Source organism: Proteus sp. FME41 (assembly GCF_014897315.1).
Lineage (GTDB): Bacteria > Pseudomonadota > Gammaproteobacteria > Enterobacterales > Enterobacteriaceae > Proteus.
Window position 1 is genome coordinate 139374 of sequence record NZ_JABUYL010000005.1, and the last position, 13569, is coordinate 152942.

Sequence of the window (13569 nt, forward strand, 5' to 3'; positions counted from 1 at the left end):
GTGTATTTTATACAGAATGTCTTTGTGATTTATTAGCGTTTAAACCACGCCACGACCTCGTCATAACGCCCTTGGTAAATAATTTTATCTTCCTTTTTACTTAATTGATAACGATACATAGGATCGTAATACTCTTTAAGTAAAGGTGTTAGCCAGGAGAAATGCACTTCAGTATTCGCTTCTTTTTTCTGTATTTCTAGTGCGTTATCTAACAATTGAGTTAATTCAGCGGCACGTTGAGAACCTAATCGACGACGGATTGCAAATAAACCATGATGTAAATAATCACTGTAAGCCTCCCAGCCTTTATCTTCTCCATACGCTTCCATAAAATCGTGTGTCATGCGATCGAAATACTCTGCTTTTAATCGTTCAATTCGCTGCTCTAAGGGATCATCAACAACAACGATTGATGCTTCTGCCATTTTAGCTCGTAAGCATTCAGGCAATCCATTGGCACCAATAGCACGGCCTTCATCCTCTAACACCCAACGTGTGTATTTTTGTGATTTCTTCAACATTTCAACACCAAGATGGTTTTCAAATGTAGCTTGAGGAAATTGATCTTCAACAGTGCGACCAAAAGATGAACCTCGATGGTGTGCAATACCTTCAAGATCAATACCCTCAGGTAGTGAACGCACTAAAGTTGTTTTTCCATTACCAGTACATCCACCAATAAGAATAATAGGGCGCTGAACGAATTCATTTGTCATCTCAATAACAGTCTGCCTTAACGCCTTATATCCCCCTTCAATTAATGGAAAATCTATACCTGTTTCTTTAAGCCATTGCTGAACAATATGAGAACGCATTCCGCCACGAGCACAGCAAATATAACCATTGGGAAATTGCTCACAAGCTTCACGCCAAGCAGCAATACGATTATCACGAATTTCACCACTAACCAATTGATGCCCTAAATCAACCGCTTTTTGTGAGCCTTGTTGTTTATAACAAGTCCCCACGGCAGCACGTTCTTCATCATTCATTAAAGGTAAATTAATCGCATTAGGGAGCGAGCCTTGATTAAATTCAATAGGCGCACGCACATCAATAATAGGTGTGTTATTAGCGAGAATATGTCGAATATTTTGAGCAGAAAACGCTGATTCCATAATAAAAATTGTTATATCTAGTCAGGCTGAAAGATTGACCACTATACTCTTAAGAGCATGTAATGACACGCGTTGATAGTTTGTTTTATTAAATTATAGCGTGTTATTCCTAACAAGATTTAACTACCAATAAATGATAAGCAGTTATATTCATTTTCAAAAAAGATAAATACGCCACACATCAACCCTGTGGCATATCTAAAATTAATAATACCGATGTGTTACCACTGCTTAATATTTTTATCTTCTTGTGTGACTGAGGTTAACTTGGCTAATAAAGGCAATAATTTATGCTTGAAGTCATCCATAAATGTATAAATAACTGGCACAAACAATAGGCTTAATAAGGTTGAACTTATTAAGCCCCCAATAACCGCAATAGCCATTGGCCCTCTGAAACCCGCATCTGCTCCTGTCGTTAAAACAAGAGGGATCATGCCCGCAATCATCGCAAAGGTTGTCATAATAATGGGTCTAACACGCTCTTGACCCGCCTCTAAAATTGCTTTTTCACGACATAATCCCGTACGTTGTTTTTCAAGAATAAATTCAACTAATAAAATTGAATTCTTAGTAACAATTCCCATTAACATAAGAATGCCAATAATGACGGGTAGATCAATCATCGCACCATATAAAACAAGAGCAATAATAGCGCCACCAATAGAAAAGGGTAATGCAACCAAAATCGTTATTGGCTGCACAAAATCCTTAAATAATACGATTAATATTGCAAGCACTAACAGTATGCTAAAAAGCATCGTTGAACCAAAGCGTATTAACATATCATTCATATATTCTGTATCACCATACTCTACTTGTGACACGGTATGCGGTAATTGTTGATATTCAGGAAGAGCCATAACTGTTTCTATCGCCTCACCTAAACTAATACCATCAAGATTACCTTCGATCGCTATTTTTCTTTGGCGGTTGATCCGCTCAATTTGTGAAGGCCCATCACCTGAATCTATTTTAGCCACTGTTTTAATCGGAACAGGGGGCTGTCCACCACTATTCACATAGAGATTATTAAGTAATTCAATATTGTCTTGTTGATATTCTGGTAGGATAACCTGAACAGCCAACTGCCTATCTGGTAGATTAAATTTAGCACTACGAGAATTTGCCTCTCCCATGGTGGCAATACGTAATGTATTCGCAATCTCTTCGACATTGATTCCAGTTCGACCTAAATTATCAAGTTTAGGTGTAACAATAAGTTCTTTACGCAATAATGGCTTAACAACCTGAATATTATTAAATCCTGATAACGTTGCTATTTTATCGGTTAATTTTTGTATTTCTCTATCTAATTCTTCAGCATCATTCCCACTAAAAACGAGTGAAAACTCTTTATTACCGCTGCTGTTACTGAATGAAAATTTAATATCTGCGCGCTGATTAAAAAGTATTGTTACTGCTTGCTCAAACTCTTTTTGTGATAAAACACGCTCATTAGGTTCAGATAACGTAAGAATTATCTCGCCTTTATGTTGAGCAATACCATCAGAGTCATCAGCAATACCTGCAATAGTATAAATAGACTTAATCTCCGTTCTCTCTTTTAATAAACGAGTTAACTGATTAATCTCTTTTTGTGTCTGTTCAACTGGAGAGCCAGGCGGTAATTCAACACTAATTTGACTAATACTAATATCACCTTCAGGCATAAAACCGACAGGTAATAAGCTAATAGCAGCCATTGATCCAATTAAAAAACTGAATGCCATGGATAATGCCACTTTTCGGTGTTTTAAGGTTAATGATAAAAAATGCGTATATTTATCAACCCAGCGCGGCATTTTGTGTTCTTTACTTTTAGTCTGAGGCAACAAAATATAAGCTGCCATTAACGGTGTTACTAAACGAGCAACCAACAAAGAAGAAAGTACAGCAGCGCAAACAGTGATACCAAACGGAATAAAATATTTACCAACAAACCCACCCATAAAACTAACAGGAAGGAACACGGCAACAATGGTTAGAGTAATAGCCACTATCGCAAAACCAATCGCATCTGACGCTTTTAATGCAGAGAGATAAGGACGTTCACCTCGTTCTATATATTTTTGAATATTTTCAATTTCGACAATGGCATCATCTACCAAAATACCAATAACCAGTGTTAACGCTAATAACGTAATACTGTTTAAACTATAATCAAAAAGCAGTAAAACAAGGAATGTCGGTAATATAGATAGTGGAAGTGCAATCGCTGCAATTAATGTTGCTCTCCCACTTTTTAGAAAAAACAAAACGATAATAACCGTTAAGAAAGCTCCTTCAATTAATGTTTTTATCGTTAAATGATAACTAGACTCAGTATATTTTACTGTTGATGAAATAAGCTCAATATTAATATCTGGGTTAGCTTCTCTTAGTTGTGCCAATACCTTTTCAACATTGTCAGCAACGACTGTATCACTAGAACCTTTTGTTCGATATATAGCAAACCCAACACCATCATTACCATTAAGTTGAGAAATAGATTTAGTTGATTTTTGCCCATCATAGATATTGGCAACTTCACCTAATTTGATCCATTGCCCATTATCAGTCGGTAATAGAATATTTTTAATTTCCTCAACACTCTGTTTTTCACCTAAAACACGGATGGTGTGTTGCAGTGTATTATATTTGGTACTTCCTCCCGCTGAATTCTGGTGAACACCTCGCAGAAGCTCATTAATAGTCGTAATAGGAAGTTGTAATGCGGCTAATTTTTGTGCATCAGGTTCGACACGAATAACGCGCTCAACATCACCTAAGCGCCTTATTTTTTGTACTCCCGAAACCATTACGAGTTGTTTACTAATAGTATCATCGACATACCATGATAAATCGGTTAATGACATCGTTGAGGAAGAGACCATATAACGTAAAATTGCACCACCTTCGACATCTACACGACTAATTAACGGCTCATCAATAGTTTGAGGTAGCTCACCTCTAATTTGCACAATTTGTTCACGAACGTCATTCGTTGCTATATAAGCATCAATATTTAAGTCAAACTCAATAACCGTTGAAGAAGCACCTTCACTAATTGAAGAAGTGATATGACGGATCCCCGGAATACCTGAAACAGCACGTTCAACACGCTTTGTTACTGCATTTTCTAATTCAGTAGGCGATGAACCATCCTGTGTAATGGTGACGGTCACAATAGGGAATGTAATAACCGGATTTGCCGTAACCGGTAATTGAATAAATGAAAAAATACCGGCAATAGTCAGTACCAAAAAGATAACAATGGTGGGAATTGGTTTGGTTATCGCCCATGAAGATAATTGTAATTTCATTGAATATCCTTCATTGGAACTACAAGATCACCTTGAGATAAAAAAGCTTGAGCATAAGCCACAACCTTAAGATCAGTAGATAATGGGCTTAATATTTCTACTCGCCCATTATGAACGCCACCAATATCAACAGGTTGAATTTCAATTCTTTTATCATGATTAACAATAAAGATATTCCGAATGCCATTAGCTTCAGTTCTGATTGCACTATACGGAAGCGTCATTCTCTGTTGTGGCTGTTGGGTATAAATCATGACACCCATTTCACCAATACGATGATTATGTTTGTCTGTTAATGAAACTCTAATTTTTCCTAACTGAGAATAGGTATCTATTTTTGAAGAAATAAAGCGGATTGCACCAGATAGTTCTTTATTTGTGTAATCTTTGACTTTTACATCTGATGAATGATTAATTTGTGATAGCTCAGATAAATGCGCATTAGCTTCAAACTCTATTTCATTATTTTCAATAATTTTAAATAACAACGTATTGTCAGAAAGTGTGCCATTCATTGCATGACGTTCGCTAATAACACCAGCGACTGGGGCAATAATTTTAGATTTATCTTCTTGGCTTTGTTCCCTTGCTAGTTGTGCATTTAATTGGCGTAATTCTGCACGAGTGGCTTCTAATTCTGCTTTTTTAGCCCATGTTTCTGATTTGGCTTTTTCAAAATCATTGGCTGAAATAACCCCTTGATTAGCCAAAGCACTTAAACGAGTTAATTCTTTTTGTGCCTGTTCCGTTAACACTTTTTGTTGTTGTATATAGGCTGTCGCTTTTTCAGTTTCTGCTTTTAACTGCATCACTGTTGCGGTTTGAATAGGTGATTCTAATGTTGCTAATAATTGATTTTTTTCTACCCATTGTCCTTCTTCAACAAAGACTGCAGTCACCATTTGTTGCTGTAACGGTGAACCAATAGAAACTTCATTTTTGGCAACAAAAATACCCGGTATATTAAGAACCTCAACATAGCGATCAATTTTGGGCTGAGTTACACTTAATTTAATAATATTTTCATTTTCTTCGGCATGAATAACCGATGTCAAAAGACAACTGAAGAGAACAAATGTTATCTTCAAAAGAAGCTTTTTCATAAATCTTTATTTCCCTAAAAATAATAGGGAACAATGTAATGCTGAAGGAATTCCAATTCCTTAAATTCAGGTTAAGGTAGGATATTTATTTTAATGAGATTTTAATCTAGAGAAGAACACAACAATATTTATATAAGATTAATAGCACTTATATAACCAATCTTCCTCACTAGAATGAATGAACTCAGAACAAATAAACGTTTCTTGTACCTGAGAACGTTGATTTTCTTGATATGTATTATCCCATATATCTAATAATGCATATTTATCCTTAACGTGTGAAAGGGCATTTTTGGCATATTTAAAACAAGCTAAATCACCAAAATCATTATTACCTACGGGGTGGTAGCTTGAATATTTGCAAGATAAACAACAATTAATTTGACAACGATTAGGTAATCGTTGTCGTAAATCAATAAGCGCATTTTCAACAAAAGAAAACAACCCCTCAGATTTATAGCTAACACCATGATAATTAAATAAATAAGAGATATCATTTCTATCGTCTGTATAATCAAATTGCAAAATAATAGGTGCAATTGTCTCTATTCCTGCCTCCATTATTGTTATTGGATATTCAATACTAAAAACACCTTGTACAGTATCAAATTCATCTATATCAAATAATTTAATCACTTTTTCTTTCTTAATTTCAGGAAATGAAAGTAAGTTAAATGATGATCCATTAAATAGAACATCTCTTAAGATAAACTGTAATGAATGCCCATCTGTCATTAATGTTCCAGCTTCAGCTCCTTTACTGTCACAAAAATAAAAAGGCAGTGAGAATCCTGATAAATTTGACTGTATCTGTGGTTTCATTTTTAATCCTTTATAAAACCGTTACATATTCCGCAGATACTATCATCATATTGTTTTATTTAGGTGTGTATTTTTCACTTTTTTAATAACCATGAGTACAATTAAGGTGATATTTTTTGTTTATCACTTATAATCACAACGTATTCCAGAATAGCTCAGTGGCAGAGCATTTGGCTTCGGACCGAAAGGGCGCAGGTTCAACTCCTGCTTCTGGATCCCTCATTAATCATAATTCCTATTGCTTGACTCCTTTCAAAGCAATCAAAAACCATCTCGAATACCTCTCTTTATTTGGTGAATATCATGGCTGATAAACAAAACCTATTACCTGTTGGACTTTCTTACGCACAATCACAATTGGCTAAAACGCTAAGCCAACCCGAGATAAATAACAACAAAGTTCAACAATGGGAAGCCGTCTTACACCAAATACTGCAAGGACAAGCCAATTATGGTAGCCGAACACCATTCGAAAATACCCCCGCATGGATCACGCTTGAAGTTATAAAAGGTGGATTCGCGACAGGTAATTGGTTAGCGGGTGGAGAAATAACACCTGAAGAGCAGCACCTATTAGATAAACTGCAAATAAAAACCTCGCCTGAAAATCAGCGATTAGCGTTAAATAGCTACTATTTAACTGATGAAGGAATGAATGTTCTTAATAAATGTTTAGATAATGAAAACTATCTTATTACCGTTCCTGAAGAGAGCGTTTTGCTCACTGTTGCATGGTTGATCAGAAATAAAGCGCAAGCTTATGCAAGAGACTTGCTTGATATAGTTTCGCCTTGGTTTTCAGTATTAAGATTTTACCCTCATATTGTCGAACAGCCTGTTATTTCTAGCAGTACAGTAAGGGTGCAAGAGCTTGATATGACAATTTACGATCTTAAAAGAATAAAACCAAACAAACGTGTATTAGCTCAACAAGAAGCCGTGACTATTTGGCATCCTTTTAAAGTGAAAATGGTAGCGTTACTTTCAGAGATTGTTGATAAGTCATCAAGTTATACAATTACACCTTTATGGAGACAATCGGCAAAAGATCTTCTTGCTGAGTATTTCCAACTACGTAAACAATATTTCCTTTGCAATAACCCTATAAAAAATAAAGGCGACTTTGCAAAATTGCGTATTGCTATTGAGCAATTATCGCTTGAGAAAAATGAATTAGAACTTCATCAAGCACAACATATTCGTGTTTTATTACAACGTCATATCGAGAAATATGGCGAGCCAAATTCAGAAAAAAGCGACAAAAAACAAAAAATAAAACAAGATGATGTGCAAGCACCATTACATTACACATTAAGTCGAGTCATTTTAAATCGACTCGACAGCTTAGATATTAATAATGGCTTTGATGATAAAGAGATTGCCACAGAAGCGATTTCTGAAAGTGAAGCAAAACAATTTAACTTAACAAAAAATCATCCCATACCAAGTATAATTACGTATAAGACAATGCGTAGTTTTAATACTACAGCAAGCCAACTTATTGAGCAAAAGTTAATCACATCTTCAGAAGCTCTAAGCAATATTATTCCTCAAATTACAGCGGGTTTACGTGCTAATAATCTGTTAGATATTCCATTACGCCATCTTTACGAAAAAAACTATCGAGCATTTAAACAACGCCGCTCTTTATTACTATTAGATTTACAACATCAAGTACAATTAGAAGAGCTTCCGTGGGTTGCGATTATTGATAAGTTTCGTACAAAACAGATTTCCAACAAAACTATTTTTACAGAAGTATTAAATGAGTTTCTGTTATTAAACTTTCGTTATTTTCCACATACGCAATTACCTAATCCTTTATTACAAGAATTAAATTCACTGACATCTGAAATAGACCCAAACATTAGATGGAGTGAAGAGATTGCGGCAGATATTTTTATGGGAATGTTTAGTAAGAAAATCGCTAATATTTTAGTAAAAAATGCGGATTCAGTGTTACCTTACAGCTTGTATTCACAATATTATCGCATTGATTATTTACTATTAAAACATGAGTTGCTCTCTGCTTTATCGTCTGTGAATGTAAAAGGAGGTGACCCTTATGCTGCATCTCGTGTCATTTTAAAATGGTGTGAAAATAGGACAAATGAAAAGTTTGGCTCTTATTCTCCAGCAATAAATGGGGGATTACTTGAGCAATCTTACGTATTAACAACCCATAATCTTAATACTATTTTTAATAATCTTGGTCTTGCTGATAAATTACAACCATTCTTACTTGATATGTGTAAACAATGCCTGCAAGTCATCAAACGCTATTTACAGGCTCCATATCGTGGTTATCACGCATCATTAATCACAATAAAAAATGCGGCTTACACATGGCGACAATGTGTTTTTTACCTTTCTTATTTATCCCAAGAAGAACTGCAACAATTTATCTTATGGGCAGAAAATTATATCGATACCCAATCTCAATATTTCAAAACACTATTTATGCCAATTTGGAATGGGTTAATGACCGTAATAAATACGCCAAATGACTATAATTATGATGATAAAGCATCACATCTTATTTTTTATGGTTGGTCTGAAAAACATTGGATGATGAAGTCTATTTTAAAAGCTAATGGCGAAGAGATTCGCGAATAAAATTAAGATAGGCATAACAATTAAATAGGCTGAATGGCTCTTTTTTGCCTATTTATTCTTATGCCACAATAGCACTAAATCAGATTAACTTAATTAGTTTAGAGGCTTAGGTGATATTCGAAATTATTAGAACACTTTTACATTACAGTTTGCACTTCTTGGCGCCAATTTTATTAGGCTATCTTTTCTGGCGTAAGAACTGGAAGGTAGCCTCACTTCTTATGATAGGAACAATGGCCATTGATATTGACCATTTATTAGCAACACCTATTTTTGATCCCAACCGTTGTAGCGTAGGCTTTCATCCATTACATACTGTTTGGGCAGCCTTGGTTTATCTAGGTTTATGGTTTTTACCCTCTTGGAAATTAAAAGCCATTGCGGTAGGGTGTTTATTCCATTTATTTACTGATTCTGTTGATTGTTATTTAGGTGGGTTAAAATCCGATATAACAATAGTGATGAGTTGCAATAAAACTAACTTTGTGCCTGATTTTAATAATGACGTTTTTATTCTAAAATAAGGAAGCTTAAATCTCCCTTATTTTTCATTAAATTTATTTGGATTGCTTAGTAAATTTGATTAAAACACCACCAATGATTAGTAGTACACCAATTATTTGTAAGAGTAAATTATTGCTTTCAACACCACTTAATATGTCAATAACAAGACTTGAAATCATTTGTCCACAAATCGCTAAAACCGACGTTAACATGACCCCTAATAAAGGTAAAACATAGCTATTAATCACAACAAAGAACGCACCAATAATACCACCGGTAAAGGCAATTAACGGGATCGTGGATAACTCAATAGTGTGGTAATCTTTTATCCATAAAACGAAGATAGTTAAAAATATAAAACCAACTAAGTGATTGATTAAAGAGCTATAAAATGCATTACTGTTTTGTGCCAATTGACCATTTAAAGTACGGCTGGTTACAATACAAACACCATTAAATAATGCAATGAAAATAAAAATACTCATTCGTTATCTACCTATAATTAATAATGCACTACCAGAAATAAGTAAAAGGCACATAAATAAATCGCGCAGGGAGATTTTTCTTTTTTCAACCCCAAACCATCCCATTGCATCAACAACGACGCTAAAGAGTATTTGCCCTGTTATCATTAAAATAATACTGCCAGAAAGCGATAATGGGCTATTTACTGTAATTGCAGCTAATAAAACCGTAAATGCCCCAGGAATACCGCCCAAATACCAGAGAATTTTTATCTTGTTTTTATTTTTCTTGGTCAGTTGATTCTTTCTTAAATATAAAATGTATATAATTAAAGAGAAAAGAGTTCCTATACCGTGAGTTATCCATGATGCGGTTAATGGCGTTGTAAAACTGGCTAAGTAACTATTACTCATAATCATTAATGACAGTAAAATGCCAGAAGAGACCGCAACAAGAGAGAGAATATACTTGTTATTCATAATATTAAGTCTATATAAATCATTTTTTGTGTGGGCTTAAAATATTCCTTTTCGATAGCACTGGCAAGAAAACACACTGTTTACTTTAGGTTGACAATATGAATGATATGAACGTCTTTCCCATCTTGCTTGCTGTGGCTGAGCATTTAAGTATTACCAAAGCGGCCAAAACAGTAAATATGACAAAATCAGCAGTAAGCAAAGCAATTCAAGGAGTAGAAGAGAAGTTAGGAGTACGCCTATTTCACAGAACAACAAGAAGTGTCAGTTTAACGGAAGAAGGCATTGTTTATATTGGCTATATTCGGGAGTCTTATAAATTAGCAATAATGGCAGAAGAGGCTGTTTCGCAATTTAGCGATAAAGCAAAAGGGATTATTAAAATTTCCGCCCCCATGTCATTTGGTACGTTACACCTTGCAAAAATAATGCCTTTGTTTATGCAAAAATACCCAGAGCTTGAGGTACAACTTTTATTTGATGATAAAGTGACAGACTTAGTTGCAGAAGGGTATGATCTTGCGATTAGAATTGGAGAATTACCTGACTCCTCATTAATTGCGCGTCAATTATCGCCTTGTTATAGTCAGCTTTACGCCTCTTCAGAATATCTTGATAAATATGGCGAACCTATGCAGGTTTCTGAGCTGAAAAGTCACAATTGTTTATCATATTCATTATATCAAGCTGGCATGGAGTGGATTTTTTATCAAAAAGGTAAAAAATATAGCCATATCCCGAAAGGTGGCTATCGCGCCAATAACAGTGAAGCATTATTACAAGCCGTTTTACAGGGTATCGGTATCGCCTTACTCCCTCATTTTATTACTCAAACTGCTTTACCAAACACAGATAAAAAGCTTATCCCTATATTGACGCACTTTAATTTACCTGAGCACTTTATTTATGCAGTTTATCCTGACAAGAAAAATCTTCCTCGTAAGATAACGCTATTTGTAGATTTCTTAAAAGAGCAATTCGGTGTAAATAGCGACTATCAACGCAACATCGAAAGAGCATAATCACAGTAGACGGTTATCATCGCCAAAAAAATCATCGGCTAACCACTGCGTGACTGTTTGAGCCTTAATTTGATTTGTTTGTAATTTTTCAATTGCAAAATATTCAGGGAATGAGGGATCAGATTCATCATACTCTTTTTCAAGTTGTTCTAATTTAGTGAGTGCATCTTCATAATTACCAATTATAGCTTCAATATCACGATAGATCTGACCAAACCCTTCACTAAAACGTGAAACAATATAATAAAAATCAGCAAGAGAGATATCACAGCTAAAACTGGCTAATTTTACATCTTCGACGTCTATCCATCTGTCTTTTTCAACCAATACTTTAACTTGATTGTCTTCGCTTTGATTGTCTTTAATAAATGCCATTTTTGCTTTTTCAGCCGCATCTTCGTTGTCAAAAGCGCCTAAAATAAAATCAGGGCCTTCATAACCTGAAATTCCCACTATACATAAGTGAATTGTATTCATTTATTTTCCCATTAAAAAATATCTAATAAATTTGCGTACTTATCTTACCAATTTTTCCTTTATATATTGAATTAAATAGGGAATAAATGTGCTTTTTACCACTATAATCTAGTGGTAATTCCAAAAAGCTTGATGTAGAGTGCTCAGTCTTTTTTTAATGAAATCTATTGGGGGAGGCTGAATGTTTATTGGCTTTGACTACGGAACATCGAATTGTTCTGTCGCAATGATGAAAGAGGGGAAACCCACTCTTTTGCCTTTAGAGGGGAATGATGTGTATATTCCATCAACCCTTTGTGCGCCAACCCGCGAATCTGTTTCTGAACACTTATTTCGCCATTTAAATATTAAACCGTCTAGTAATGTTGGCGAACAATTACTAAGAAAGTCGATTGCTTTTAATCGGGAAGAAGATATTGAATTAGTCCCTGAAGATATTCTTTTCGGGCAATCTGCACTGAGTTTATATCTTCGTGATCCCCGCGATGTCTATTACGTTAAATCACCTAAATCTTTTTTAGGGGCTTCGGGTCTGCATGAGATACAAATTAGCTTCTTTGAAGATTTAGTTTGCGCCATGATGGCAAATATTAAGCACCAAGCAGAAAAAAGCACACAAGAAGCGATTACAGATACCGTTATTGGCAAACCGATTAACTTTAATGGGTTAGGTGGCGACGCTTCAAATAAACAGGCAGAAAGTATTCTTATCCGTGCAGCTAAAAGAGCTGGCTTTAAGAATATTATGTTTGAATTTGAACCCGTAGCGGCTGGCCTTGAATATGAATCAACGTTAACTCAAGATCAAACTGTGCTGGTTGTTGATATTGGCGGTGGTACAACGGACTGCTCATTAATTCAAATGGGCCCAAGTTACCAAGGTAGAACAGATCGCTCTAATACCTTATTAGCTCATAGTGGACAACGTGTTGGTGGTAATGATCTGGATATTTATCTTGCCTTTAAACAGCTTATGCCTTTATTTGGTATGACAGGGTTAACCTCTTCAGGGATTAAATTACCGTTGAAACAATTCTGGGATCCCATTGCGATTAATAACGTTGAAGCGCAAAAAGATTTTTATTCTCGTCCAAACCTTGCGGTACTAAATCAGCTTAGACGAGATGCAAAAGAACCCGAAAAAATAGCACGCCTTATCGAAGTGTATAATGAAACGTTGGGTTATAGTATTGTTCGTCGTGCTGAAGAGGCGAAAATTGCTTTATCAGATTCTCCTGAATATATTGCTAATATTGCCTTATTAAGTGAGACCTTAGAATGCACCATTGAACGTGAGCAGATGGTCGAATCAATTGAATCCCCTAAAAGCAAAATGATTGAATTGGTCAATGATGCGGTGCAACAAGGGGGAATAAAACCTGACGCGATCTTTATGACTGGAGGCTCAGCACGTTCACCAATTTTATGCCAAGCAATAGAGCAGCAATTACCTAATATTCCTATTGTGAAAGGGAATGATTTTGGCTCTGTTACTGCGGGATTAGCTCGCTGGGGCGAAGTCTGCTTTAAATAGCTAACATTAAATAATCGGTTTTAAATAACTTACTTTTTCAATATATTAAAGCGCTTTACATTTAATCAGTGTATTGATTAGATGTAGGGCGTTTTTATTTATAAAACACAGTAAAAATACATTA

11 protein-coding genes and 1 tRNA gene are annotated in these 13569 nt (G+C 35.2%); 5 read left to right on the forward strand and 7 right to left on the reverse strand.

The annotated features are described in order from the left end of the window. Positions 1-32: 32 nt before the first annotated feature. The 4 genes from mnmH to INT04_RS06750 all read right to left on the reverse strand — a co-directional run bounded on the left by mnmH (position 33) and on the right by INT04_RS06750 (position 6348). Positions 33-1118: a tRNA 2-selenouridine(34) synthase MnmH gene (gene mnmH / locus INT04_RS06735; RefSeq protein WP_193015385.1), complete on the reverse strand. Its 1086-nt coding sequence runs from the start codon at positions 1116-1118 to the stop codon at positions 33-35. 221 nt (positions 1119-1339) lie between these two features. Further along, the gene (locus tag INT04_RS06740) at positions 1340-4423 is read right to left on the reverse strand and encodes an efflux RND transporter permease subunit (RefSeq protein WP_193015386.1); all 3084 of its coding nucleotides are present in this window, start codon (positions 4421-4423) and stop codon (positions 1340-1342) included. Next, entirely contained in the window at positions 4420-5526 is a 1107-nt protein-coding gene (locus INT04_RS06745) for an efflux RND transporter periplasmic adaptor subunit (protein ID WP_226894009.1), read from the reverse strand. The genes INT04_RS06740 and INT04_RS06745 overlap by 4 nt, the downstream gene beginning before the upstream one ends. A 138-nt stretch (positions 5527-5664) precedes the next feature. Further along, positions 5665-6348 carry a DUF6304 family protein gene (locus INT04_RS06750; RefSeq protein WP_193015387.1) on the reverse strand — a complete coding sequence of 228 codons (684 nt, stop codon included), beginning with the start codon at positions 6346-6348 and terminating at the stop codon, positions 5665-5667. Positions 6349-6492: 144 nt separating this feature from the next. Here INT04_RS06750 and INT04_RS06755 point away from each other — a divergent pair. From INT04_RS06755 to INT04_RS06765, 3 genes are all read left to right on the forward strand, one after another. Continuing rightward, positions 6493-6564: transfer RNA gene (locus tag INT04_RS06755), tRNA-Arg, on the forward strand. Positions 6565-6651: 87 nt separating this feature from the next. Beyond that, on the forward strand, positions 6652-8964 hold the full coding sequence (locus tag INT04_RS06760; RefSeq protein WP_193015388.1) for a hypothetical protein: 2313 nt from the start codon (positions 6652-6654) through the stop codon (positions 8962-8964). Between the two features lie 110 nt (positions 8965-9074). After that, the gene (locus INT04_RS06765; protein ID WP_193015389.1) at positions 9075-9488 is read left to right on the forward strand and encodes a DUF6122 family protein; all 414 of its coding nucleotides are present in this window, start codon (positions 9075-9077) and stop codon (positions 9486-9488) included. A gap of 33 nt (positions 9489-9521) precedes the next feature. Here INT04_RS06765 and INT04_RS06770 read toward each other — a convergent pair whose 3' ends face one another. After that, positions 9522-9953, reverse strand: coding sequence for a DMT family transporter (locus tag INT04_RS06770; RefSeq protein ID WP_193015390.1), 432 nt, complete (start codon positions 9951-9953; stop codon positions 9522-9524). A 3-nt stretch (positions 9954-9956) separates the two neighbouring features. Beyond that, a complete protein-coding gene (locus INT04_RS06775; protein WP_193015391.1) occupies positions 9957-10412 on the reverse strand; it encodes a DMT family transporter in 456 nt (151 codons plus the stop codon). A 98-nt stretch (positions 10413-10510) separates the two neighbouring features. Between INT04_RS06775 and INT04_RS06780 the strand changes: the two genes are divergently transcribed. After that, positions 10511-11434, forward strand: a complete 924-nt coding sequence (locus INT04_RS06780) for a LysR family transcriptional regulator (RefSeq protein ID WP_193015392.1) — start codon at positions 10511-10513, stop codon at positions 11432-11434. On the opposite strand, the gene INT04_RS06785 is transcribed toward INT04_RS06780, so the two are convergent. Beyond that, on the reverse strand, positions 11435-11911 hold the full coding sequence (locus INT04_RS06785) for a hypothetical protein (RefSeq protein ID WP_193015393.1): 477 nt from the start codon (positions 11909-11911) through the stop codon (positions 11435-11437). Between the two features lie 181 nt (positions 11912-12092). Here INT04_RS06785 and yegD point away from each other — a divergent pair, with 181 nt between their 5' ends. Next, entirely contained in the window at positions 12093-13445 is a 1353-nt protein-coding gene (yegD, locus tag INT04_RS06790) for a molecular chaperone (protein ID WP_193015394.1), read from the forward strand. The last annotated feature ends 124 nt before the right edge of the window (positions 13446-13569 follow it).

What these genes read in the sequence shown, in the direction of transcription:
- mnmH (WP_193015385.1), bottom strand. Translation starts at nt 1,118, where the DNA reads ATGGAATCAGCGTTTTCTGCTCAAAATATTCGACATATTCTCGCTAAT.
- INT04_RS06740 (WP_193015386.1), bottom strand. Translation starts at nt 4,423, where the DNA reads ATGAAATTACAATTATCTTCATGGGCGATAACCAAACCAATTCCCACC.
- INT04_RS06745 (WP_226894009.1), bottom strand. Translation starts at nt 5,526, where the DNA reads ATGAAAAAGCTTCTTTTGAAGATAACATTTGTTCTCTTCAGTTGTCTT.
- INT04_RS06750 (WP_193015387.1), bottom strand. Translation starts at nt 6,348, where the DNA reads ATGAAACCACAGATACAGTCAAATTTATCAGGATTCTCACTGCCTTTT.
- INT04_RS06760 (WP_193015388.1), top strand. Translation starts at nt 6,652, where the DNA reads ATGGCTGATAAACAAAACCTATTACCTGTTGGACTTTCTTACGCACAA.
- INT04_RS06770 (WP_193015390.1), bottom strand. Translation starts at nt 9,953, where the DNA reads ATGAGTATTTTTATTTTCATTGCATTATTTAATGGTGTTTGTATTGTA.
- INT04_RS06775 (WP_193015391.1), bottom strand. Translation starts at nt 10,412, where the DNA reads ATGAATAACAAGTATATTCTCTCTCTTGTTGCGGTCTCTTCTGGCATT.
- INT04_RS06780 (WP_193015392.1), top strand. Translation starts at nt 10,511, where the DNA reads ATGAATGATATGAACGTCTTTCCCATCTTGCTTGCTGTGGCTGAGCAT.
- INT04_RS06785 (WP_193015393.1), bottom strand. Translation starts at nt 11,911, where the DNA reads ATGAATACAATTCACTTATGTATAGTGGGAATTTCAGGTTATGAAGGC.
- yegD (WP_193015394.1), top strand. Translation starts at nt 12,093, where the DNA reads ATGTTTATTGGCTTTGACTACGGAACATCGAATTGTTCTGTCGCAATG.